The sequence below is a fragment of the Bariatricus sp. TF06-38A genome (genome assembly GCF_027690675.1).
In the GTDB taxonomy this organism is placed as follows: Bacteria; Bacillota; Clostridia; order Lachnospirales; family Lachnospiraceae; genus Allocoprococcus; species Allocoprococcus comes.
Genome location: NZ_JAQFCE010000002.1, coordinates 201165 through 224489 on the forward strand (window position 1 = coordinate 201165; position 23325 = coordinate 224489).

Sequence of the window (23325 nt, forward strand, 5' to 3'; positions counted from 1 at the left end):
TATTTGTGTACACATTTTTTTGACTAATTTGTGTGCATAATTTCAACAATATTTCATATTCGTGAAAAATGCGACCGGAAACGCACATTTTTAATAAAAATATATGGAGGCAGATATGAGCGTACAACTATTGGATAAAACAAGAAAAATTAACAAACTGTTGCACAATAATAATTCAAGCAAAGTTGTGTTTACAGATATCTGTGAAGTTCTGACAGAGATTCTGGCATCGAATGTACTGGTAGTCAGTAAGAAAGGAAAGGTACTCGGTGTCAGCACATGCGAAGGAGTCCCGGAGATCCATGAGCTTTTGCAGGACGAAGTGGGAGAACATATTGATCCGATGTTAAATGAACGTCTTCTAAGTATTCTTTCCACAAAAGAGAATGTTAATCTGCAGACACTTGGATTTACAGCTGATGTATCCCAGGGATATCAGGCGATCATTACTCCGATCAACATTGCAGGAGAGAGACTTGGAACTCTGTTTTTATACAGAAAAGAGTCCATGTACGAAATTGATGACATCATTTTGAGTGAGTACGGAACCACTGTCGTGGGACTTGAGATGCTCCGCTCTGTTAATGAAGAGAGTGCAGAAGAGACCAGAAAAGAACAGATCGTACAATCTGCGATCAGCACCCTTTCTTTCTCTGAGCTGGAAGCAATCATCCATATTTTTGATGAACTTAACGGAATGGAAGGGATTCTGGTGGCAAGCAAGATTGCAGACCGTGTGGGAATCACCCGTTCTGTAATTGTCAATGCACTCCGCAAATTTGAGAGTGCGGGTGTGATCGAATCCCGTTCATCCGGTATGAAAGGAACTTACATCAAGGTTGTGAATGATTACGTGTTCAAAGAACTGGATAAGATCAAAAAAGAAAAAATGAATTAAGGATAAAAGTAAAAGAGGGGTATCAGACAAATCTGATGCCCTTTTCTTTAACGGGGAATTATATTTGTAAAAAGGAGAGAAGAGAGCATGTATGATGGAGATAAAGCTGTACTTACGATGGTACAGTATCTGAAAGAAGATAAGGAAAAAGATGAGAATATTTATGAGGCAACAGTCATAGAATATCAGAAGGAGATGGAGCAGGTACATCTGATCCTGCGCTCAGGCAGTCTTTCTGATATTTCACTGGATGCAGTATATGAATGCCGGATCCGGACGATCACTTGTGAGACTGTGTGTACAGGGATGATAAAGGAGCGTTATGAGAACCGTGCAGGTATGATTCTGGTCCTGCAGGTGACGAATGGATTTTATGAAATAAATCTAAAGTAATTATAAAATTCAAAATCGAATGTTGACAAAATAGAAAGAGAGTGCTATCTTATACCTAGAAAGTTTTTAGCACTCGATTTTGTTGAGTGCTAACAAGATAGAGTTAGGAGGAATTATAATGAAATTAGAACCATTAGCTGACAGAGTTGTATTAAAACAGTTAGTTGCAGAGGAGACTACCAAATCAGGAATCGTACTTCCTGGACAGTCAAAGGAAAAACCACAGCAGGCAGAAGTTGTTGCTGTAGGACCTGGCGGAGTTGTTGATGGAAAAGAAGTTACGATGAATGTTTCAGTAGGTGATAAAGTTATCTATTCCAAATATGCAGGTACAGAAGTAGAACTCGATGATGAAGAATACATCATTGTAAAACAGAATGATATTCTTGCAGTGATCAGATAATCCGGCAGGATATCATATACAGATAAAAATCAGATTTTCAGATTAGAACAGAATTTTATTTTTAAGAATCAGGAGTGATAGAAATGGCAAAGGAAATTAAATACGGAGCAGACGCAAGAAAGGCACTGGAAGCAGGTGTCAACAAACTTGCTGATACAGTAAGAGTAACAATCGGACCAAAAGGAAGAAACGTAGTTCTGGATAAATCATTCGGAGCACCGCTTATCACAAATGACGGTGTAACAATCGCAAAAGAAATCGAACTGGAAGATGCATTTGAAAATATGGGAGCACAGCTGATCCGTGAAGTTGCATCTAAGACCAACGATGTTGCAGGTGATGGTACAACAACAGCAACTGTTCTTGCACAGGCTATGGTACACGAAGGAATGAAGAACCTGGAAGCAGGTGCAAACCCGATCGTATTAAGAAAAGGTATGAAGAAAGCAACAGACTGTGCTGTAGAAGCTATCAAGAAGATGAGCAGCAAAGTTACAGGAAGAGAGCAGATTGCAAGAGTAGCAGCTATCTCAGCAAGTGATGACAGTGTTGGTGAGATGGTAGCAGAAGCTATGGACAAAGTTTCCAACGATGGCGTTATCACAATTGAAGAGTCAAAGACAATGAAGACAGAGCTTGACCTTGTAGAAGGTATGCAATTCGACCGTGGATATATTTCAGCATATATGTGCACTGATATGGAAAAGATGGAAGCAAATCTTGACGATCCATATATCCTGATCACAGACAAGAAGATTTCTAATATTCAGGAAATCCTTCCATTGCTGGAACAGATCGTACAGTCAGGAGCAAAACTTCTTATCGTAGCAGAAGATATCGAAGGAGAAGCTCTTACAACTCTGATCGTCAACAAACTGCGTGGAACATTCAATGTAGTTGCAGTAAAAGCACCTGGATATGGTGACAGAAGAAAAGCTATGCTGGAAGATATTGCAATCTTAACAGGCGGACAGGTAATCTCAGAAGAACTTGGTCTGGAACTGAAAGATACAACAATGGCACAGCTTGGACGTGCAAAATCTGTAAAAGTTCAGAAAGAGAATACAGTCATCGTTGATGGTATGGGTGATAAGGCTGCTCTGGAAGCCAGAATCGGACAGATTAAAGCTCAGATCGAAGAGACAACATCTGATTTTGATAAAGAAAAACTTCAGGAAAGACTTGCAAAACTCGCCGGCGGAGTTGCAGTTATCCGTGTAGGTGCTGCTACTGAGACAGAGATGAAAGAAGCAAAACTCCGTATGGAAGATGCTCTTAATGCAACAAGAGCAGCAGTAGAAGAAGGAATCATTGCAGGTGGTGGATCAGCATACATCCATGCATCAAAAGAAGTTGCCAAACTTGCAGAAACTCTGGAAGGTGATGAAAAGACAGGGGCAAAAGTAGTCCTCAAAGCTCTGGAAGCACCATTATTCCATATTTCAGCTAACGCAGGTCTTGAAGGCGCAGTTATCATCAACAAGGTAAGAGAAGCTGAACCGGGAAATGGCTTTGATGCTTACAATGAAGAATATGTAGATATGGTGAAAGCAGGTATTCTTGATCCTGCAAAAGTAACAAGAAGCGCACTGCAGAACGCTACAAGTGTTGCATCTACACTCCTTACAACAGAATCCGTTGTTGCTAACATCAAAGAAGATGCACCGGCTATGCCGGCAGGTGGAGCTCCGGGAATGGGCATGATGTAAGCTAAAAATATGATTTTTAGAAAACTCCTCAGAAGAGGAGTTTTCTTTTTATTATAAAAGTGTTACAATAGTTCTAATATATAAATTTGGAGGTTAGGATATGGGTGATTTTTACACAGAACAGCTGGTGAAGAGGCAGAAAGCATCTTCGACGACGCTGATCAAAGCAATACTTATCATACTTACTGTTCTGTCGGTCGTACTTATATTTATGATCCCATTCGGAATAATTGGTCCGGTGATCATGATCGCACTGGATGTTTTTTTGTTCCGGAGTATGGATGTTGAATATGAGTATTTATTTGTGAATGGGAGTCTTGATATTGATAAGATTATGGCAAAATCCCGTCGGAAAAATATGTTTTCCATGGAGATGACGGATCTTGAGATGATGGCACCTTCCGGTTCGCCGGAACTCAGACCTTATCAAGGACTGAAAGGAACCGATTACAGTTCAGGTATGCCGGGGGCAGATACATATGAGCTGATCGTTGTAAATAACGGGGAAAAGAAAAAAATTATTTTTGAGCCAAATAAGACAGTTTGTGAAGGACTGAAGATGCTGGCACCAAGAAAAGTATTTTGTAAATAATTCCCGAAAGACGTGCAGAAAAGCTTGCAGGTTCCGGGGTACAATTGCATCCAGAAAGACGGTTACGTAAAATTATCAGTGATCTGTAGAAATGTGATTGTCACGGACGGACGAATGTACTCGATAAAGGACTTGACATAGCATAGATTTATGCGTTATCATAGCAGATAATCAAAATTACAGACGAGAGAGAAAGGAAGAAAAATCATGGGAAAGATTATTGGAGAAGGAATCACCTTCGATGATGTACTTCTGGTACCTTCTTATTCAGAAGTAATTCCAAATCAGGTTGATTTATCAACTTATCTTACAAAGGGCATTAAGCTTAACATACCGATGATGAGTGCGGGAATGGACACTGTTACCGAACATCGTATGGCGATCGCTATGGCACGCCAGGGAGGTATCGGTATTATTCACAAGAATATGTCGATTGAACAGCAGGCAGAAGAAGTAGACAAGGTTAAGCGTTCTGAGAATGGTGTTATTACAGATCCATTCTATCTGTCGCCGGAGCATACACTGGCAGATGCTAATGAACTGATGGCGAAATTCCGTATTTCCGGAGTTCCGATCACAGAGGGAAGAAAGCTGGTAGGTATCATTACGAACCGTGACCTCAAGTTTGAAGAAGATTTCTCCAAGAAGATCAAAGAATCCATGACAAGCGAAGGTCTTGTAACAGCACAGGAAGGTATCACCCTGGAAGAAGCAAAGAAGATCCTCGCAAAAGCAAGAAAAGAAAAACTTCCAATCGTAGACAAAGACTTTAACTTAAAAGGTCTGATCACAATTAAAGATATTGAGAAACAGATCAAATACCCACTGTCAGCAAAAGACGCGCAGGGAAGACTTCTGTGTGGTGCAGCGATCGGTATTACAGCGAACTGTCTTGAAAGAGCAGAAGCTCTTGTAAAAGCAAAAGTTGATGTAGTAGTACTTGATTCGGCACACGGACATTCAGCAAATGTACTTCGTACCGTAAGAATGATCAAGGATGCATTCCCGGATCTTCAGGTGATCGCAGGTAACGTTGCAACAGGAGAAGCAACAAAAGCACTGATCGATGCAGGTGTTGATGCAGTAAAGGTTGGTATCGGACCTGGATCCATCTGTACAACCCGTATCGTAGCCGGTATCGGTGTACCACAGATCACAGCTGTTATGGACTGCTACGAAGCAGCAAAAGAGTCGGGAATTCCGATTATTGCAGATGGTGGTATTAAGTACTCAGGTGATATGACAAAGGCGATCGCAGCCGGAGCCAACGTATGTATGATGGGAAGTATCTTCGCAGGATGCGATGAGAGCCCGGGAACATTCGAACTCTATCAGGGAAGAAAATACAAAGTATATCGTGGAATGGGATCTATCGCAGCAATGGAGAACGGAAGTAAAGACAGATACTTCCAGACAGATGCGAAGAAGCTTGTACCGGAAGGCGTAGAAGGACGAGTTGCCTATAAAGGATCTGTAGAAGATACTGTATTCCAGTTAATGGGCGGTCTCCGTTCCGGAATGGGTTATTGTGGAGCACCAGACATCGAAACTCTCAAGACAACAGGACGTTTCGTAAAAATTTCTTCCGCATCCCTCAAAGAAAGCCATCCACACGACATTCACATCACAAAAGAAGCACCAAACTACAGCGTAGATGAATAAGATGCAAAATTAATCAAGAGAGAAGAATCATTTCCGTAAGAGAGACGATTCTTCTCTCTTACATTATCCAACTATTTTCAAACTTCACCCAAACCTTCAACAGTCAACTGAATCACCGGAGAAAGGGAGAATCAGTGTGCGCCGGAGAAAAAACAATTGCCGTTGGATTCGATTGTTGTGCAATGGAGATGAAACACAAAAATCGTGGAAGCCTCTGCTGAACACGATTTTCGCCCTAAGTGGTTCATCGGAATGGTTTGCACAACGGAATCCGGCAGCAATTGATTTTCCGCAGATGTACACGTCCCCTTCCCACCACCTTAATAAAAAAATAATAATTTTTTCAACAATTTCTCACCATTTTATGATAGTCTGGATATAGTTGGGATTCCAACAGAAAATTTGCAAAAAACACAAAAGATTGAGATGACGAAATGAACCGAAGAAAGAAGAAAAACACCAGAGCCAACCTGTACAGGGGTGGCGATGGAAAAAGCTATTATGAGGCGAATAAGAGGCGCAGAATGAGCCGTTATATAAAGGTGGGGAGTACGATCCTGATCACACTGCTTCTTGCACTTTCTATTATGAAGATCAGTGGAAGAGGAATCTTTGCACAGAGAGCATACAGTGAGCTTTCTGATGAAGTGATCAGTGCCCAAAAGCCGGATATTGATGTAGAACTGTTAACTGTGAATGAATATTCAAGACCGGGACTTTCAACCAATGAGATTACCGGAATAGTCATTCATTACACTGCCAATCCTGGTTCGACAGCGATGGAGAACAGAGACTATTTTGAGGGACTGAAGGACAGTCACATTACGCAGGCAAGCAGTAATTTTGTAGTAGGACTGGACGGGGAAATCGTACAGTGCGTACCAACCTGGGAGGTTGCATATGCGTCCAATACACGGAATTTTGATACGGTGTCCATTGAGTGTTGTCATCCGGATGAGACCGGAAAGTTCAACGAGGCAACTTATAAGAGCATGGTACAACTTACAGCATGGCTGTGTGAAAAGTTTTCGCTGACAGAAGAAGATGTGATCCGACATTATGATATTACAGGGAAAATCTGTCCGAAATACTTTGTCGAAAATGAAGATGCTTGGAATCAGTTTAAAAGTGATGTAAAAGCGGTCCTGGATAACGCAAAATAAAAAATATCTATTGATTCACTTCCAAAGTGTCTGCTATAATGTTTTAATACAACGGGCAATTGAAGGCACCCGGAAAGCAGTAGAGTGAGAAACGAGGAATTGATAGATGAACGATTTGGAATTATACCGTGAAGAGCTTGCAAACTGTGATGCGAAGATCACAGAGGCATTAAAAGAAAGATATGCGATCATTGAAAAGATCATGGCATACAAAGAAGAGTATGGTATGCCGATCCTGCAGCCGGAACAGGAAGAAAAGCAGAAGAAGAGACTGATGTTCCGCCTTCACAATGATAAGCACAGAGACGAGATTTATGATGTATTTGAGCGTATCCAGCGCAACAGTAAGAAGATCCAGGCTAGAAAGCTTTTTGATTACAACATTGTCCTGATCGGGTTTATGGGAGCTGGAAAAAGTACGATCTCTGATTATCTTAGCACCATGTTTGCCATGGAAGTGGTTGAGATGGACCAGCTGATTGCAGAACGCGAAGGCATGAGTATTTCCGATATTTTTGAAACCTATGGGGAGGAATACTTCCGTAATATGGAAACCAATCTTCTGATCGAGATGCAGGAGAAGAAGAATGTGATCATTTCCTGTGGTGGTGGTGTGGCAATGCGTGAACGCAATGTCGCAGAGATGAAGAAAAATGGTCGTGTAGTACTCCTTACTGCACATCCACAGACCATTCTTGACCGTGTAAAAGACAGTGACGACAGACCGCTGCTCAATGGACACAAGAATGTAGAATATATCGAGCAGCTGATGGAAGCAAGAAGAGAAAAATACGAGGCGGCTGCAGATATCGTTGTAGATACAGATAACAAGACGGTTCTGCAGATCTGTGAAGATCTGATTCAGAAGCTTCTGGAAATGGATGAGAATCATGTTTAAGACCTTTTATCCGGACGAATATGTAGCGTCCACTTATGTACTGGATTTTGAAAAAATGTATCGGGAAGGCTGTCGTGGACTGGTATTTGACATTGACAATACGCTGGTTCCGCATGGAGCACCGGCAGATGAGAGAGCAATCTGTCTTTTTGACAGGCTGCGCAGCATCGGGTTTGATACATGCCTGATTTCCAATAACCAGGAACCACGTGTAAAGCCTTTTGCCGAAAAGGTGCAGAGCAAGTATGTGTTTAACGCGCATAAGCCTTCCACGAAGAATTATATAAAAGCCATGGAGCTGATGCAAACGGATAGAGGAAACACTGTATTTATCGGAGATCAGCTTTTTACGGATGTGTGGGGAGCGAAGCGTACCGGGATGAAGAGTATTCTGGTGAAGCCGATCAATCCAAAAGAAGAGATCCAGATTGTGCTGAAAAGATATCTGGAGAAGATTGTATTACATTTCTATAAAAAAGAGAACGAAAAGAGAATGTCCTGCAAGTAGGCAGGGCATTTTTTGATAGGAAATTCCGAAGGAACTTCCTATCAAATAAAAGGCACTGCGTGCCAAAGATGTGCACTCGCACGAAGATGAAGAATGTCGCAAGCGACTGCGCTCGGCGCGAAAATGTGCCTTGGCACATTCTTTTTAGTAAAGTAAATAGAAATCCCCCCGGTTCTCATAACGAGAACCAGGGGACATCAGGGGGAATATTATATTTACAAAATCTTATAAGTAGTCATGTTTGGCAAGAACATTCAGGATGTTACGTCCTTCTTCTGTACCTTCGATGATACGGCGGGCACGTACACTGTCACCGATGTTCATGATTTCAACATCTTCATCTTCGAATTCTTTACGGACTGCATCGAGGATCGGAGCGTTTGCTCTCATACCAAGACATACAAATCCATAATCGAATAGCATTTCTTTTTCATTTCCTTCTGGCGTTTTAACAAGGAAGGAATCTGCTTTAACTTCAAGAAGAGCAGTATTCGGACACTGTTTTACACCATATTTATCCATCAGTGCAAAGGTTCCGACTTTGGATACCGGATCAATTCCGTTACCGATTACCGGCATCATTTCCACAATGCTTACATCAGCGCCACGTGGAGCAAAGAATTCTACTACGTCAAGACCTACGGCACCTCCACCGATAACAACGACTTTTTTACCTTTCAGATCTTCTGGATATTCCATAACATGGTTGATCATATTTGTAATAGAAGAAACTTTTCCGCCCTCTTTGTCAATATTCTCATGAAGACCCTTGATCGGTGGAAGGAGCGGATTAGAACCGGTAGCATTTACAATAATGTTCGGGTTCATGCTTCTGATCATTTCAATCGTAGCTTCCGTGTTCTTGAAGATGAACAGGTTTTTCAGCTTGCTTGCGCGATGGATCAGATAGTTCGGGAAGTCAGCAAGTCTCTTCTTATCCGGGATCTTGGAGATCAGGGCGGCAAGTCCGCCGAGTTCCGGTTTCTTCTCGATCAGGAAAGTAGTGCATCCAACCTCGGCAGCTGTACATGCAGCTTCCAGTCCGGCAGTACCACCACCGATCACAACAACATTGCAAGGCTTGTTGATTTTCTGCTTTTTGTAATCTTCGCCGCCATTTACAGATGGGTTAACAGTACAACGGATCGGACGGTTGATTCCGATACGGTGTCCTGCACATCCGATGTTACAAGAAATACATTTACGGATATCACATTCATCACCGAATTCTACTTTATTTACCCATTCCGGATCAGCGATCAGTCCACGTCCCATACCGATCAGGTCAGCATCGCCTTTTGCAAGAATATCTTCAGCAACCTGTGGGTTACGGATGTTACCCATTGTCATACATGGTTTGCCGTAACGTTCTTTTACAGCTTTTGCCATATAAGAACGCCATCCATCCGGAAGGTAATTGGCATCAATCTGGTACTGGATGGATCCGTTCAGACCGGCAGATACGTCGAATACGTCAACTTCTTCCTGGAAGTACTGAAGGTAATCAAGACAGTCATCCAAAGTATTTCCGCCTTCCATAAATTCATCCGCACTGATACGAACAAAGATAGGGAAGAATGGTCCAACCTGTCTTCTAACTTCTTCAATAACAAGTTTTGCAAGTCTTGCACGGTTTTCCGGAGATCCGCCGAATTCGTCTGTTCTCTTATTTGTAAGAGGTGAAAGGAACTGGCTTATAAGGTAAGAATGTCCTGCGTGGATTTCTACAGCGTCAAACCCTGCGATCTGAGCACGTTTTGCGGCTTCACCGTATTTTTTTACAATATGCATGATTTCATCTTTTTCCAGTGGACGCGGGATTTCACCGCCTGCTTTTGAAGGAACATCAGAAGCAGAAACCGGCTGCATATTGATACGTGCTGACTGTGCAGAAGCACCGGCATGATTGATCTGGATTGCAATGCAGGATCCATGTTTGTGTACTGTTTCGCAAAGTTTGAAAAGTCTTGGAATGTAGTTATCCTGATCGATACGAAGCTGTGTGGTTCCGTTAGATCCCTGTGGAGAATCAACGCTGGCGTTCTCTACGATGAGAAGTCCTGTACCGCCTTTTGCACGCTGCTCGTAATAATTGATATGAAGAAAACTCATTTCACCATTCTGTTCACCGTAGTTGGTTCCCATTGGAGTCATGACGATACGGTTCTTGACCGTCATATGTTTGATGGTAAATGGCTCGAAAATGTGTTTGTATTTGCTTTTCATTAGAAATTCCTCCGTAAAAATGACTTAATAATCAAAATAAAATGATGTGAGTGTCAAAAGTAAATTTTGCCACTCACTGATGTAATCGGATTGCTCCATTGCTATGCAATTCCTGCAATCCTCAAAAAATCTTAGTCACACGAGGTTGTCTTATACCGGCTTGGGCGTACCGGTTTTTGTTAAATCCATTATAATCACAAAAAACTGAAAAATACAAATTGAAAATACATAGAAAAATAATAGAATATAACTATAGAAACAGAGAAAAAGATAAAAATAAAATTATACCAGGAAGACGGGAAATGGAAAAAGATAGACAATTTAAACAAAACTATAGAATAATTAAATAATTTATGCTATGTTTAATATAAGAACAGGAAAGAGGGTGATGGTTTTATGAATCTGAATCAGTTGCATTACTTTGTGACACTAGCACATATAGAACACTATACCAGAGCGGCGGAAATGCTGTCCATTACGCAGCCAAGTCTCAGCCATGCCATCAGTATGCTGGAGCAGGAGCTTGAGACAAACCTGTTTGAAAAAAGAGGGCGTAACGTTGTACTGACAAAGTACGGAAAAGTATTTCTGGAATATGTAGAAGAAGCTTTAAAGATTCTGGACAGTGGTGTAAAAAAGACAAGGGCGTTGACAAGTGACACCGGCGGGGTGATCGATCTCGCATATATTTTTACGCTTGGAAGTGTATTTGTTCCACAGCTTGTAGGCGGTTTTTTGAAGGAACACGAAGACTGGGATGTGAATTTCCGTTTTTCTGTCGGAAATACGACAGAGATTATACAGGGGTTGAAAGAGGAGAAGTATGACATCGCTCTCTGCTCGCGAAAAGAAAAAGAATCCGGGATTGATTTTGTACCGATCGCTAAGGAAAAATTGGTTGTTGTTGTTCCAAGAGACCATGAGCTTGCCGGAAGAGGATCTGTTGATCTGAAGGAAACACTTCCTTATCCCCAGGTATATTTCACCAAGAACAGCGGGCTCAGACCGGTGATCGACCAGTTGTTTGAACAGACCGGAGGGACACCGAAGATAGCATATGAGATTCTGGAAGATGCATCGATGGCAGGTCTTGTGGCAGAAAATTTTGGAATTGCGGTAATGCCGGAGATTCCTATACTTAAAAATCTGAATGTAGATGTACTGGATATTGAGAATCCACCATACGAACGTTATATATATCTGGCGAAGCTGAAGGAAAAATATCTGGCGCCGGTTGTAAAAGAATTTATTGAATATGTAAAAGAAAGCAATGGGAAGGCACTTTAATAGGCCTTCCCATCTCTTTTGACAAACTGGATGAAACGTTTGACAGCGGGAATCTGGTATTTGTCGCGGATGTATCCCATATAAACGGTGTGGGTAAGGTCTGCATCGGCAAGCGGGAGTACGGTTACATTTGCCTGATCAACCGCATCGACCCTGGCAACCAGGGCGATTCCGAAATCTTCGGCAACCAGGGCAGCAATTGCGTTTTCATCCGGACACTCACAGACGATGTTTACCTTCAGCTTCTTTTCTTTATAGAAGTTACGGGTGAAGCCACCGAGTCCGGAATAGCGGTCATACCCGATCAGAGGATAGTCAGTAAGGTCACTGTAACAGACGGATTCTTTCTGGACAAGAGGATGTTCTTTTGGAGTAATTACAACCATATTCTGGTTCAAAATGGGTACAAAGGAAATATCCGGTTCATCCGCAACGAAAGAACCAAAGATCACATCGTGGCGGTCGGATTTGAGCCCCTGGATCATATCTGCAGTGTGCGTTTGGTTAAAATTGAAGGTTACATGCTTGTTGCGGTCTATATCCAGGAAGGATCGCACTGTATGCGGAATATAGTAGTTTGCCAGCGGAAATACATAGGCGATATCAATATGTCCACCGCTTCCGGCAAGCTGCTTCATCTTATGCTCGGCAATATGTACCTCCTCTAGGATCCGGTTGACATGTTCCAGGAAGACGCGGCCGGATTTGGTGAGGACAACATTGCGTCCCTGATGTTCAAAAAGCATCAGTCCAAGTTCTTCTTCCAGAAGCGACATGGACCGGCTGAGGCTTGGCTGGGAGATCTTAAGTACTTCTGCAGCCTGTCGGAAATGCTGCAGGGTTGCTACTTTTTGGAAATATTCAAGCTGATTTAGCGTCATGGTAAAAAATCCTTTCTATATTATATAAAATAATCATACCATAACTGATGCCAAAAAGCTATCAAAAACACACATAAGATATATTTGAACTATCAAATGATATCGTCTATAATTTAACTATCAAGAGGTTGTTTAAAAATTAACAAAAATTGGGCAAACGTTAAAAACATTCTCAAAGAACAAAGAAATAAATTTCGATGGAAGAAGAAAAGGAGAACAAATCATGGCAGAGAGAATTACAGGACACACAGAACTTATCGGACTTATGGCTTATCCAATCAGACATTCAAGTTCACCGGCAATGCATAATGAAGCATTTGCTTACCTTGGACTGGATTATGCTTACCTTGCATTTGAAGTTGACAACAGCACACTGGAAGATGCAGTAAAAGGACTTCGTGCTCTGAAAATGGTAGGATCTAACGTGTCTATGCCAAATAAAACAGTTGTTGGACAGTATCTGGACAAATTATCTCCGGCAGCAGAGCTTTGTGGAGCAGTTAACACAATCGTAAATGAAGATGGTGTTTTAACAGGACACATCACAGATGGTATCGGATTCATGCAGGCATTAAAAGATAACGATATCGATGTGATCGGAAAGAAGATGACAATCGCAGGCGCAGGCGGAGCTGCTACAGCAATTGAAATCCAGGCTGCACTTGACGGTGTAAAAGAAATCTCTATTTTCAACATTCATGATAAATTCTGGGCAAACGCTGAAGAAACAGTAAGAAAGATCAATGAAAAGACAAATTGCAAAGCTACTCTTTACGATCTGGATGACAAAGAAAAATTAAGAGAAGAAATGAACGATTCATACATCTTCGTAAACGGAACAGGTGTTGGTATGAAACCACTGGAAGGAATGTCAGTTGTACCGGATAAATCATTCTTCCGTCCGGAACTTATTGTTATTGATGTTCCTTACTCACCACTGGAAACAAAGATGCGTTCTATGGCAAAAGAAGTTGGATGTAAGACAATGAACGGTCTTGGAATGATGTTATTCCAGGGAGCAGCAGCATTCAAACTCTGGACAGGAAAAGAAATGCCGATCGAACACATGAAAGAAGTATTAAACATCAGATACGATGATTAATACCCGGCAGGCTTGTATTGAATATAAGAAGAAATCGAAAAAATTTGAAAAACAGGAATGTGAGGAAAAGAGATGAATAAGAAATACATACCCAGCGCCCTGATCCTTTATTTAAACTACTTTATCCACGGTGTCGGATGTTCCATCCTTGGACAGGCAGTCATCAAGGAAGCACTTGCCGCTTCCTGGGGCGTAGAAGTTATGGCAATCACTGCAATTTCAGCAGCACTCGGACTTGGACGTCTGATCGCGCTTCCGTTCGCCGGACCGCTTTCTGACAAACTCGGACGTCGTATTTCAACAGCGATCGGTAGTGGATCCTATGCAATCTACCTGATCGGACTTGCACTTGCATTTAATGCAGGAACAAATGGCGGATACCAGATCGCATATATCTGTGCAATCGTTGGTGGTATCGCAAACTCTTTCCTGGATACAGGAATTTACCCGGCTGTTTCAGAAATCATTTACAAAGCACCGGGCGTTGCAACTATGGGGATCAAATTCTTTATTTCTGTATCGCAGATGCTTTTACCGTTCGTACTTGGTGTAACTGTCGCTACAACAGCAACAGGAGCAACCTCTTACAACACACTGTTCTATGCATGTGGAATCGCTTATCTTGTACTTCTGGTACTGGTTATGATCTTCCCACTCCCGGATACAGATCAGAAAGCAGCGGGAAAGAAAGAAGGCCTGATCGACAGCTTAAAGCATACCCATTTCTCTGTAGAATCCATCGCAATGATCCTGATCGGATTCACATGTACAGGTACCTTCCAGTTATGGTTGAACTGTGCACAGAACTTTGCAAAAGAGAATGTTGGCTGGGCTGATCCGTCCATCATGCAGACATACTATTCAGCAGGAACAATGCTTGCACTCGTTGTAACTGCACTTTTAACAAGAAAGATCAAAGACGTAAGATTTATCCTGGGATACCCGGTAATCTGTCTTGTAACAATGATCGCTGTTCTGGTTGGAAAGAGCCAGACACTTATGATTGCAGGTGCATTCCTGATCGGATGGGCAGGAGCAGGCGGACTTCTTCAGATCGCAACTTCTGTATGCAACATGCTGTTCCCGAAAATCAAAGGAACCGTAACAGCACTTGTTATGATCGCATCTTCCCTGTGCAACTATACTATCCTTACCGCAGCATCCAAAATGCAGCCGGCACAGGTTATGGTTATGAATATTGTTCTCACAGCAGTCGGAGTACTGCTTGGATTATTCGTAAACTTACGTTATACTAAGATGGTAGAACAGGCACAGGCTGACAACTAAGAAAAAGGAGAAAATAGACATGAGTAAATATGTAGAAGTTCGTGGCGTTAAAATCGGCGAAGGTGTTCCGAAAATTTGTGTACCGATCGTTGGAAAGACAAAAGAAGAAATTCTTGCAGCAGCAAAATCTTTTGAGGATGTTGCACTTGACGTTGTAGAATGGCGTGTAGACTGGTTCGAAGGTGTGTTTGATTTTACGCAGGTTGAAGATGTATTAAAAGATCTTCGTCCGGCACTTGGCGAAACTCCGATTCTTTTCACATTCCGTACTTCGAAAGAAGGCGGCGAAAAAGCAATCGAAGCAGACGAATATGCAGAACTGAACAAGAAAGCAGCAGCAACCGGACTGGTTGACCTTGTGGATGTAGAAGTATTTACAGGTGACGAAGTTGTGAAAGATATCATCGAAGGCGCGCATGCACACGGCGTAAAAGTTGTTGCATCCAACCATGACTTCGATAAGACACCGGACAAAGACGATATCGTAGGACGCCTTGTGAAAATGCAGGAACTCGACGCAGATATCCCGAAAATTGCAGTAATGCCACAGTGCAAAAAGGATGTACTTACACTTCTTGAAGCAACACGTGAAATGGCAGAAGAACATGCAGACCGTCCGATCATTACAATGTCTATGGCAGGTACCGGACTGATCAGTCGCCTGTGCGGTGAAGTATTCGGTTCAGCACTTACTTTCGGGGCAGTAGGAAAAGCTTCTGCACCTGGACAGATGAATGCATCAGATTTAAGAGAAATCCTGACTCTGATCGATAAGAGCATCTAGTGAAGAAACATCCGGAGAAGTCCTATGGCGGATCCGTTATGTTTAACCTGAATGAAGAGTGAAAAAGGCAGGATAAAGACCCGCAGTCATACCGGGGATTCCGGTGGATTGCGGGCCTTTATCATATTCTGGTTTTGTTAAAAAACTAACCGATTTCTGAAAGTGAAAAAATTATAGAAAATTTTGCTATTTAAAGAGATAAAAGCAAATAGAAAAAAATAGACAAATTCTTCGGTAATTGATATCATTTTTGTATGATTACATGAATGGAGGGCAAATGCGAATGAAGAAAACAGTAATCTGGCTGGATAACTATCTGGAAGAATTTTTTATGGTGATAAGCCTGATTCTGATGACAGTGATCATGGGGATCCAGGTGTTTTCCAGATATGTACTCGGCTCAGCGCCGTCCTGGTCGGAGGAGATTACCCGTTACCTGTTTGTATGGTCGGGATTTTTGAGCGTCAGCTATTGCACAAAAAAATGTATTTCCATTAAGATCGAACAGTTTGTGTCAATTTTCCCACGAAGAGGGAAGGCACTTTTTAAACTGGTTAACCATACCTTTGAACTGATGGTATTTCTTTACCTGATACCGTTTGCGTTTAAGTATATGATGTCAGCAGTAGAGAGCGGACAGGTAAGTCCGGCGTGCCACATCCCGATGTATTATGTGCAGGCAGCACCGCTTGCAAGTTTTATCCTGGTAGCGATCCGTATTATCCAGCGATGGTTTGCAGAATTAAAAGTAGTAAGAGAAAAAGATGAGAAAGGAGAAAAAGCATGCCGGCAGCAGTAGTATTTATCTTATTTGTAATCTGTCTGATCATTGCCATTCCGGTATCGATCGCACTTGCAATCGCATCGGTCCTTCCGGGTGCTTTTGATCCATCCTTCACAGCCAGCGGACAGTTTGTGATCCGTTCTATGCTGGGAGGAATTGACAGCTTTCCGCTCCTTGCGGTTCCGATGTTCGTACTTTCCGGAATCATCATGGCAAGAGGCGGCATTTCCAAAAAATTATTTGATGTATTTTCCTATTTTCTTGGAAATCTGACAGCGGGTCTGCCGTGCGCGGTCATTGTAACCTGTCTGTTTTATGGTGCAATCTCAGGCTCCGGACCGGCGACGGTTGCAGCAGTCGGAAGTATGACGATCCCGATTCTGATCGAGCTTGGATACGATAAGGATTTTTCCGCGGCGATCGTAGCTGTGGCAGGTGGTCTTGGAGTTATTATTCCACCAAGTATTCCGTTTATTATGTTCGGAAGTGCTTCCGGTGAATCAGTAAGTGACCTGTTTATCGCAGGAATCATTCCGGGACTTCTGATCGGCGGACTTCTGATGGTTTATGCAGTTTATTACTGTAAAAAGAATGGAGAGGACAAAGAAAAGATCCGGAAAGTAGTCGGGGAACTTCATGAGAAAGGACTTCTGAAGGTTTTAAAAGAAAGCTTCTGGGCACTTTTGAGTCCGGTTATCATTCTGGGATGCATCTATTCCGGAATCGCATCGCCGACAGAAGCGGCAGTCATTTCGGTATTTTATGCACTGATCGTCAGCCTGTTTATTTATAAGACGATGACGTTTAAAGATATCTGGCCGGCACTGGTGGAAGGCGTGCGCACCTATGCACCGATCATGTTTATCCTTGCAGCATCGATTGCATTTTCAAGAGTTCTGACTCTGATGCAGATCCCACAGATGGTAAGCACCTGGATCCTGACGCACTTTACCAATAAGATCGTTCTGCTTCTGGTGATCAATGTATTCCTTCTGATCGTGGGAATGGTCATGGATACCACACCGGCAATCCTGATCCTGACACCGATCCTTCTGCCGATCGTAACAGCAGTCGGTATGAATCCGATCCACTTTGGAATCATGATGGTTGTCAACCTTGCAATCGGATTTGTAACACCGCCGATCGGAGTCAATCTGTTTGTGGCAAGCTCGCTTACAGATATCCCGATCATGCGGATTTCCAAACATGCGATGCCAATGATCGGCTACTTCCTTGTTGCGCTTTTGTTAATTACATTTATCCCAGCGATCAGCCTGGCACTGATATAGGAGGTAGCAGCATGAAGAAAGCAGTAAGAATGGCAGTAGCGGCAGGAATGTGTGCGGCACTTGCACTCAGTGCGGGGTGTCAGAAAAAGACGGTTGCGGATGATGAAGTACAGCGATATGCATGGCCGCTTGCAACGGCAAGTCCGGAGGATACCGTAACACAGATCTATGCAGAAAAATTTGCGGAAGAAGTAGAAGAATTAAGTGATGGCAAGATGAAGATCCAGGTCTATCCGAACGGTACGATCGGAGGGGACAGGGAGCTTCTGGAGAGCTGTAAGGATGGGGACATTCCGTTTGTGATCCAGAATACCGCACCGCAGGTAACCTTCATGCCGGACCTTGCGGTGTTTGATATTCCGTGCCGATTCAGTACGATTGATGAAGTACGTGAAAAGGTAGATGATCCGGAGTTCTATGGGCTTCTGGAGGATGTCTATGAGAATGGCGGGTATAAGCTCCTTGGCTATGCAGACCAGGGATTCCGTGTCATGTCAACGAATAAAATGGTCGAATCATTGGCTGATTTTAAAGGACAGAAGATCCGTACCATGGAGAATTCCTACCATATGGATTTCTGGAAAAAACTGAAAGCATCTCCGACACCGATGAGTTTCAGTGAGGTGTATATCGGGCTGCAGCAGGGAACCATTGATGCCCAGGAGAATCCATACGAGGTTATCGTATCCAACAAGCTTTATGAACAGCAGGATTATGTGGTGGAAACCAATCACCTGCCGCATCTGATCTCTCTGATCGTCAGTGATGAATTTTTTCAGGATCTGCCGGAAGATAAGCAGGCAATCCTTGTAGAAGCTGCTGAGATCGCCAAAGAAGAGGCTCGCCAGGCATCGGATGACCGGATTGCAGACAAGATCAAAGTAATTGAGGACAGTGGAACACAGATTGTTACACTTAGTGATGAACTGAGAGCAGAAATCCGTGAGGCAGTGCAGCCGGTTTACGATGAAATCGAGAAAAATGTGGATAAAAAACTCTATAATGCCTATATGAAATAGCAAAAAAATACGGAAAATCAGGGAAATCTGTAATTGATTGAAATTTTTTGTTGAAAAATAGAGTTTTTTATTATAGAATTATAAGTAATGTATATAAAAAGTAAAAGGAATGCCCCAGGGCATATATAAGGAGGATATTACAATGATTTCAGCAGGCGATTTTAGAAATGGTCTTACAGTACTGATCGAAGGTAACATTTATCAGATTCTGGAATTCCAGCATGTAAAACCGGGAAAGGGAGCAGCTTTCGTTAGAACAAAACTTAAAAACATCATCAGTGGTGGTGTAGTAGAAAAGACTTTCCGTCCGACAGAGAAATTCGATACCGCTCATATCGACAGAAAAGATATGCAGTATCTGTATTCTGATGGTGAACTCTATCACTTTATGGATGTTGAGACATTCGACCAGATCGCAGTTGATGGAGATACAGTAGGAGATTCCCTCAAGTTTGTAAAAGAGAACGAGATGGTTAAAGTATGTTCACATGAAGGTAACGTATTCTCAGTAGAGCCGCCGATCAGTGTGGAACTTGAAGTTACAGAGACAGAGCCGGGAGTAAAAGGTGATACAGCTACAGGTGCTACCAAACCGGCTATCGTTGAGACCGGAGCAAGTGTTCTTGTACCGCTTTTCGTTAACCAGGGTGACAAGATCAAAATTGATACCCGTACAGGAGAGTACAGTTCAAGAGCATAATCCTTTCGTCATAATTCACAAAATTAAGACAGAGATAAAAGCCGAAAGCAGAGGCAAGTCCTCATGCTTTCGGCTTTTTTGCATGTCAATGCCATTTTGGAGAGGAAAAGAATGTTCTTGTAATCTGAAAAAAGGGTAGATATAATTGGCAGTACACACCTGCTTGAATGCAGGTGATATTCAAATCATAAGCTGCCTTAAGATGGCAGAAAAGGTTCTTTGCGGCGCATGGCTTTCTGGAAGGAGAACGGATGAATTATACAGAATTTATGAATGCTATGTTATGCGAGATCAGAGGACAGGTAGATGCGCAGGTGAGGACGGAGTTGTACACCGTGACGAAGAATAATGGAACCAGAAGAACAGGGATTCTTTTTAAGCAGGAGGACAGCAACCTTGCACCGACGATCTATCTGGAGGAATTTTACCAGAAGTATCTGAAGGGGCAGCAGGTACCGGATCTGGCGGATTCCATTTGCAGTATTTATCAGGAGATACGGGTGAAGAAGACCTGTGATTGTCAGAATCTGTTTGATTTTAATCATGTAAAAGAGCATATCGTGTACAAACTGATCCGGCGGGATGCCAACGAAGAACTGTTAAAGCAGATTCCTTATGAGCCGTTCTTGGATCTGGCAGTGGTCTATTATATCCAGATAGACAACACACGCTTTGGTTCGGCGGCGATCCAGATCCGCAACGAGCATCTGCGGTACTGGCGTGTGGAAAAGGAAGAGATCCGCCGTCTTGCCGAGAAGAATACACCGCGGATCTATCCGGTGCAGATCCGGCAGATTGTGCGCTTTATGTATGTGGCGACGAACGAGCAGTGCAGTCTGGGGGCAGCAGTGATGCGGTATCCGGATTTCCGGGAAAAGGTCAGGGGGATGATCAGAGGGGATTTCTATATCCTGCCAAGCAGTATCCATGAAGTGATACTGGTGCCGGAAAGCTTTGGACTGGAGCCGGAGCGGATGCAGGAAATGGTAAAAGAGATCAATCAGACCGGAGTGGCACCGGAGGAAGTACTTTCGGATTCTGTGTATTACTTTGATGGGGAGGAGATTCGGATCGTGGCGAAGTAGGGATAGATTATAAACGTGTATAGAGTAGGGAAAATTGACAGGGAAATATACCATTGTATAGCAGAGGATATAGTAACAGATGAAGTTATTATAACTGTTGTGCAGATTATGCATATTCGGGAAAGACATCCCAATGATTATGAACTTTTTTCTACATACTTTGACGAGATAATACGGGATCCGGATTATATAATTGAAGCGAAGAAACCCAATACAGCGTTGATACTAAAAGAAATTAAGGACGTTAAAGAAGTATTTAAAATGGTTTTACGTTTGATTACATCAAAGGATAATCTGGACTACAAAAATTCAATTATCACATTTATGAAAATAGATGATAAGGAATGGAACAGGCTGTTGCGCAACAAGAAAATTCTTTACAAAAGAGAATAATATTGATATACTGAATGTAGAGAAAAATTCATTCATATGATTATCTAAGGTGGAAGATTTCGTGCGATCCACACGCCGATGGTATAGACAGGGGAAACCTGAGAGATGCAGGAGAAGCGCACGCCTGCTGGATAATCATTTGAAGAAGACTTAAAGAGGTGTCGCAGGTTTGCGGCACCTTTTTGTGTATACGATGAGCCAAGTGCAGATTTGTGCTTGCACAAGAATCTGTATTTTGCGAATGTACATCACCTGGCTGTTAAGCGAGATGGTGTACAAAGTATACGAATCAAGTAGGAGTCAGCTTACGTAATCATACAATAGAAATAAAGAAAGGAATTCCGAGCATGAACACAGAAATTTTAGTAATTGAAGATGACGACCTGGTAAGACAGGGAATCGTAGACATCCTGGAACTAAAGGGATGGAATGCGGTTGCAGCGAAGTCTTGTAGCGAAGCACTCGTAAGGATTCGAGGAGAAGAATATATGCTGTATGTACTGGATATGAAGCTGCCAGACGGGAACGGAATCATGCTCTGCAGGGAGATCCGCAGATATACAGACAATCCCATTCTTTTCTTATCAGCCTATGACAGTGAAGAATTTATCGTAGAAGGATTTGAAGCGGGAGCAAATGACTATGTGATCAAGCCTTTCCGCACATTTGAATTTGTTGCGAGAATCAAGGCTTTGCTGCGACGTACCGGTATGCAAAACGGCAAGAAAGTGAAAAAAGGAATCAAAAGCGGAGAATATGAACTGGATTTGCAGAAGCAGATTTTGCAGAAGGATGGTGTCCGAATCGATCTTACAAGGACCGAATATCAGATTCTGTGCAGCCTTCTTGCAAACGCACCGAATCTTGTTGCGAGGGAGTTCCTGTTGGACACTATCTGGGATTTCAATGAAAATTATATCGATGACAATACCTTGTCTGTACATATGAACCGGCTGAGAAAGAAGCTGACTGCAGAAAATGAGCAGGATCCGATTGAGACAAAGCGTGGAGTCGGTTATGCATGGACGCTGAAAGCTGAGGATGTGTATGATGAGATCTGAGAGAAAGACGGAGAAATGGAGAATACCGGGAAAATGGACTCTGATTTTTCTTTTGATATTGCTGGCTTTTTATGGATACCAGAATATTCTTGCAGAAAATTATGAAAGACAGGTTGTTTCCTGGATCGGACAGACAGAAAAAGACAGAACGGTTTCTGCCTTTACAGAACCGGATGAAGAAGCATATCAGAAGGGCTGCGAGGCATTGAAAGAGGAAGGGTATGAAGAGACAGGAAAAATCTGGCTGGAAAAGAGAATCCGAAGTTACGGAATAGGTGTGTTTGTGGCTGCGATCGGCATCATCTGCATTGTTGGTCTGCTGACAGAACTGCACATGGAGAAAAGACGGAAAAAAGCACTGGATAATCAATTGGCAGAAAAAGACAGGGAACTGGAAGCAAAGCTGGCGGAAGAAAAAGAATTTCTGCATCGTGACCGGCAGAAAATGGGAACTTACATGGAAAATATTTCCCATCAGCTAAAAACACCGATTGCGGGAACACTTCTGAATCTGGAGGTGCTTCTTGTGACAGAAGAGGATGAAAAACGGTATCAGAAGCTGGAAGACTGTGTGAAAAAGGTGCAATGGATGTCCGATATGACGATCGTGCTTCTTAGGCTTGCGCAGATTGATTCCGGGAAAATCTGGATGAAGCGGAAAAAAGAAAATCTGACCGGACTGATCGAAGAATGTATAGACAGAACACAGCCTTTAGCGGAAGAAAAAGGAGTTGGATTTGAAATGGATGTTCCAAAAGAATGCCTGCTTTCCTGCGACGGATTCTGGCTGAAAGAGGCAATGGAAAATGTACTGAAAAATGCCGTAGAATATGCAGATACAGGAAGCCTGATTCAGATTCTGCTGAAAGAAGATACGGACTATTATAAGCTGTATATCACCAATCGGGGAAAACGGATTGAAGAAGAGAAAAGAGAGCTGATTTTTGACCGTTTCTACCAGATGGAACAGGGAAGTGGAATCGGAATTGGTCTGCATCTGGCAAGGGAAATTGTCACGCTCCATCAGGGAACACTGAAGGTTGTGGATCGAAGCGGCTTGGAGGGGGCGACAACCTTCCAGTTTATACTGCCGAAGATGATCGCAAAAGATCATGCACAGGAAGAAATAAATCTTACGATTTCGTAAGATTAGGGTAAGTGAATCGAAAGACTGATCTGATATAGTAAGACTAACAAATGA

General features: G+C 42.6%; 23 protein-coding genes. 21 read left to right on the top strand and 2 right to left on the bottom strand.

Going from position 1 to position 23325, the window contains the following annotated elements; genetic code table 11:
- The first annotated feature begins 115 nt into the window (after positions 1–115).
- The 9 genes from codY to PG418_RS03185 all read left to right on the top strand — a co-directional run bounded on the left by codY (position 116) and on the right by PG418_RS03185 (position 8226).
- Entirely contained in the window at positions 116–898 is a 783-nt protein-coding gene (gene codY / locus PG418_RS03145) for a GTP-sensing pleiotropic transcriptional regulator CodY (RefSeq protein WP_022220379.1), read from the top strand.
- 87 nt (positions 899–985) lie between these two features.
- On the top strand, positions 986–1291 hold the full coding sequence (locus PG418_RS03150) for a hypothetical protein (protein WP_008375025.1): 306 nt from the start codon (positions 986–988) through the stop codon (positions 1289–1291).
- Positions 1292–1409: 118 nt separating this feature from the next.
- Complete coding sequence (locus tag PG418_RS03155) at positions 1410–1694, top strand: co-chaperone GroES (RefSeq protein ID WP_022220380.1); 285 nt, start codon at positions 1410–1412, stop codon at positions 1692–1694.
- An 83-nt stretch (positions 1695–1777) separates the two neighbouring features.
- The gene (groL, locus tag PG418_RS03160) at positions 1778–3403 is read left to right on the top strand and encodes a chaperonin GroEL (protein WP_008375030.1); all 1626 of its coding nucleotides are present in this window, start codon (positions 1778–1780) and stop codon (positions 3401–3403) included.
- 100 nt (positions 3404–3503) lie between these two features.
- Positions 3504–3995: a DUF6106 family protein gene (locus PG418_RS03165; protein ID WP_055155625.1), complete on the top strand. Its 492-nt coding sequence runs from the start codon at positions 3504–3506 to the stop codon at positions 3993–3995.
- 207 nt (positions 3996–4202) lie between these two features.
- Positions 4203–5657 (top strand): IMP dehydrogenase, encoded by a 1455-nt coding sequence (guaB, locus tag PG418_RS03170; RefSeq protein WP_055155624.1) that lies wholly within the window; start codon positions 4203–4205, stop codon positions 5655–5657.
- Between the two features lie 434 nt (positions 5658–6091).
- A complete protein-coding gene (locus PG418_RS03175; protein WP_055260590.1) occupies positions 6092–6820 on the top strand; it encodes a peptidoglycan recognition protein family protein in 729 nt (242 codons plus the stop codon).
- A 106-nt stretch (positions 6821–6926) separates the two neighbouring features.
- Positions 6927–7718 (top strand): shikimate kinase, encoded by a 792-nt coding sequence (locus PG418_RS03180; protein ID WP_498837038.1) that lies wholly within the window; start codon positions 6927–6929, stop codon positions 7716–7718.
- Positions 7711–8226: a YqeG family HAD IIIA-type phosphatase gene (locus PG418_RS03185; protein WP_008375043.1), complete on the top strand. Its 516-nt coding sequence runs from the start codon at positions 7711–7713 to the stop codon at positions 8224–8226. The genes PG418_RS03180 and PG418_RS03185 overlap by 8 nt, the downstream gene beginning before the upstream one ends.
- Before the next feature lie 225 nt (positions 8227–8451).
- Here the strand turns inward: PG418_RS03185 and PG418_RS03190 are convergent, their stop codons facing one another.
- Complete coding sequence (locus tag PG418_RS03190; RefSeq protein WP_498837039.1) at positions 8452–10452, bottom strand: oxidoreductase; 2001 nt, start codon at positions 10450–10452, stop codon at positions 8452–8454.
- A gap of 396 nt (positions 10453–10848) precedes the next feature.
- Between PG418_RS03190 and PG418_RS03195 the strand changes: the two genes are divergently transcribed.
- Complete coding sequence (locus tag PG418_RS03195; protein WP_022220385.1) at positions 10849–11739, top strand: LysR family transcriptional regulator; 891 nt, start codon at positions 10849–10851, stop codon at positions 11737–11739.
- Here the strand turns inward: PG418_RS03195 and PG418_RS03200 are convergent.
- Positions 11736–12620, bottom strand: a complete 885-nt coding sequence (locus tag PG418_RS03200) for a LysR family transcriptional regulator (protein WP_055297277.1) — start codon at positions 12618–12620, stop codon at positions 11736–11738. The genes PG418_RS03195 and PG418_RS03200 overlap by 4 nt on opposite strands.
- A gap of 223 nt (positions 12621–12843) precedes the next feature.
- Here PG418_RS03200 and PG418_RS03205 point away from each other — a divergent pair, with 223 nt between their 5' ends.
- The 11 genes from PG418_RS03205 (at position 12844) to PG418_RS03255 (ending at position 23271) form a co-directional block, all read left to right on the top strand.
- The gene (locus PG418_RS03205; RefSeq protein ID WP_008375048.1) at positions 12844–13722 is read left to right on the top strand and encodes a shikimate dehydrogenase; all 879 of its coding nucleotides are present in this window, start codon (positions 12844–12846) and stop codon (positions 13720–13722) included.
- 72 nt (positions 13723–13794) lie between these two features.
- On the top strand, positions 13795–15009 hold the full coding sequence (locus PG418_RS03210) for an MFS transporter (protein WP_173687769.1): 1215 nt from the start codon (positions 13795–13797) through the stop codon (positions 15007–15009).
- A gap of 19 nt (positions 15010–15028) precedes the next feature.
- The gene (gene aroD / locus PG418_RS03215; RefSeq protein ID WP_498837040.1) at positions 15029–15793 is read left to right on the top strand and encodes a type I 3-dehydroquinate dehydratase; all 765 of its coding nucleotides are present in this window, start codon (positions 15029–15031) and stop codon (positions 15791–15793) included.
- 283 nt (positions 15794–16076) lie between these two features.
- Positions 16077–16592, top strand: coding sequence for a TRAP transporter small permease (locus PG418_RS03220; RefSeq protein ID WP_022220386.1), 516 nt, complete (start codon positions 16077–16079; stop codon positions 16590–16592).
- Complete coding sequence (locus tag PG418_RS03225) at positions 16577–17866, top strand: TRAP transporter large permease (protein ID WP_498837041.1); 1290 nt, start codon at positions 16577–16579, stop codon at positions 17864–17866. Before PG418_RS03220 ends, PG418_RS03225 begins: the two co-directional genes overlap by 16 nt.
- 11 nt (positions 17867–17877) lie before the next feature.
- On the top strand, positions 17878–18885 hold the full coding sequence (locus PG418_RS03230) for a TRAP transporter substrate-binding protein (protein WP_055297273.1): 1008 nt from the start codon (positions 17878–17880) through the stop codon (positions 18883–18885).
- A 142-nt stretch (positions 18886–19027) separates the two neighbouring features.
- Entirely contained in the window at positions 19028–19585 is a 558-nt protein-coding gene (gene efp, locus PG418_RS03235; protein WP_022220387.1) for an elongation factor P, read from the top strand.
- Between the two features lie 251 nt (positions 19586–19836).
- Entirely contained in the window at positions 19837–20670 is an 834-nt protein-coding gene (locus tag PG418_RS03240; protein ID WP_008375058.1) for a DUF5688 family protein, read from the top strand.
- Between the two features lie 15 nt (positions 20671–20685).
- Positions 20686–21063: a PBECR2 nuclease fold domain-containing protein gene (locus PG418_RS03245; protein ID WP_055155615.1), complete on the top strand. Its 378-nt coding sequence runs from the start codon at positions 20686–20688 to the stop codon at positions 21061–21063.
- A 347-nt stretch (positions 21064–21410) separates the two neighbouring features.
- The gene (locus PG418_RS03250) at positions 21411–22124 is read left to right on the top strand and encodes a response regulator transcription factor (RefSeq protein ID WP_498837042.1); all 714 of its coding nucleotides are present in this window, start codon (positions 21411–21413) and stop codon (positions 22122–22124) included.
- Positions 22111–23271, top strand: a complete 1161-nt coding sequence (locus PG418_RS03255) for a sensor histidine kinase (RefSeq protein WP_498837043.1) — start codon at positions 22111–22113, stop codon at positions 23269–23271. Before PG418_RS03250 ends, PG418_RS03255 begins: the two co-directional genes overlap by 14 nt.
- Positions 23272–23325: the final 54 nt, after the last annotated feature.

Bases quoted from the DNA above. Each gene is read 5' to 3' on its own strand.
- PG418_RS03150 (WP_008375025.1), top strand. From the start codon at position 986: ATGTATGATGGAGATAAAGCTGTACTTACGATGGTACAGTATCTGAAA.
- PG418_RS03165 (WP_055155625.1), top strand. From the start codon at position 3,504: ATGGGTGATTTTTACACAGAACAGCTGGTGAAGAGGCAGAAAGCATCT.
- PG418_RS03220 (WP_022220386.1), top strand. From the start codon at position 16,077: ATGAAGAAAACAGTAATCTGGCTGGATAACTATCTGGAAGAATTTTTT.
- guaB (WP_055155624.1), top strand. From the start codon at position 4,203: ATGGGAAAGATTATTGGAGAAGGAATCACCTTCGATGATGTACTTCTG.
- groL (WP_008375030.1), top strand. From the start codon at position 1,778: ATGGCAAAGGAAATTAAATACGGAGCAGACGCAAGAAAGGCACTGGAA.
- PG418_RS03225 (WP_498837041.1), top strand. From the start codon at position 16,577: ATGCCGGCAGCAGTAGTATTTATCTTATTTGTAATCTGTCTGATCATT.
- PG418_RS03250 (WP_498837042.1), top strand. From the start codon at position 21,411: ATGAACACAGAAATTTTAGTAATTGAAGATGACGACCTGGTAAGACAG.
- PG418_RS03175 (WP_055260590.1), top strand. From the start codon at position 6,092: ATGAACCGAAGAAAGAAGAAAAACACCAGAGCCAACCTGTACAGGGGT.
- PG418_RS03240 (WP_008375058.1), top strand. From the start codon at position 19,837: ATGAATTATACAGAATTTATGAATGCTATGTTATGCGAGATCAGAGGA.
- PG418_RS03155 (WP_022220380.1), top strand. From the start codon at position 1,410: ATGAAATTAGAACCATTAGCTGACAGAGTTGTATTAAAACAGTTAGTT.
- efp (WP_022220387.1), top strand. From the start codon at position 19,028: ATGATTTCAGCAGGCGATTTTAGAAATGGTCTTACAGTACTGATCGAA.
- PG418_RS03195 (WP_022220385.1), top strand. From the start codon at position 10,849: ATGAATCTGAATCAGTTGCATTACTTTGTGACACTAGCACATATAGAA.
- codY (WP_022220379.1), top strand. From the start codon at position 116: ATGAGCGTACAACTATTGGATAAAACAAGAAAAATTAACAAACTGTTG.
- PG418_RS03230 (WP_055297273.1), top strand. From the start codon at position 17,878: ATGAAGAAAGCAGTAAGAATGGCAGTAGCGGCAGGAATGTGTGCGGCA.
- PG418_RS03200 (WP_055297277.1), bottom strand. From the start codon at position 12,620: ATGACGCTAAATCAGCTTGAATATTTCCAAAAAGTAGCAACCCTGCAG.
- PG418_RS03205 (WP_008375048.1), top strand. From the start codon at position 12,844: ATGGCAGAGAGAATTACAGGACACACAGAACTTATCGGACTTATGGCT.
- PG418_RS03210 (WP_173687769.1), top strand. From the start codon at position 13,795: ATGAATAAGAAATACATACCCAGCGCCCTGATCCTTTATTTAAACTAC.
- PG418_RS03255 (WP_498837043.1), top strand. From the start codon at position 22,111: ATGATGAGATCTGAGAGAAAGACGGAGAAATGGAGAATACCGGGAAAA.
- aroD (WP_498837040.1), top strand. From the start codon at position 15,029: ATGAGTAAATATGTAGAAGTTCGTGGCGTTAAAATCGGCGAAGGTGTT.
- PG418_RS03185 (WP_008375043.1), top strand. From the start codon at position 7,711: ATGTTTAAGACCTTTTATCCGGACGAATATGTAGCGTCCACTTATGTA.
- PG418_RS03190 (WP_498837039.1), bottom strand. From the start codon at position 10,452: ATGAAAAGCAAATACAAACACATTTTCGAGCCATTTACCATCAAACAT.
- PG418_RS03180 (WP_498837038.1), top strand. From the start codon at position 6,927: ATGAACGATTTGGAATTATACCGTGAAGAGCTTGCAAACTGTGATGCG.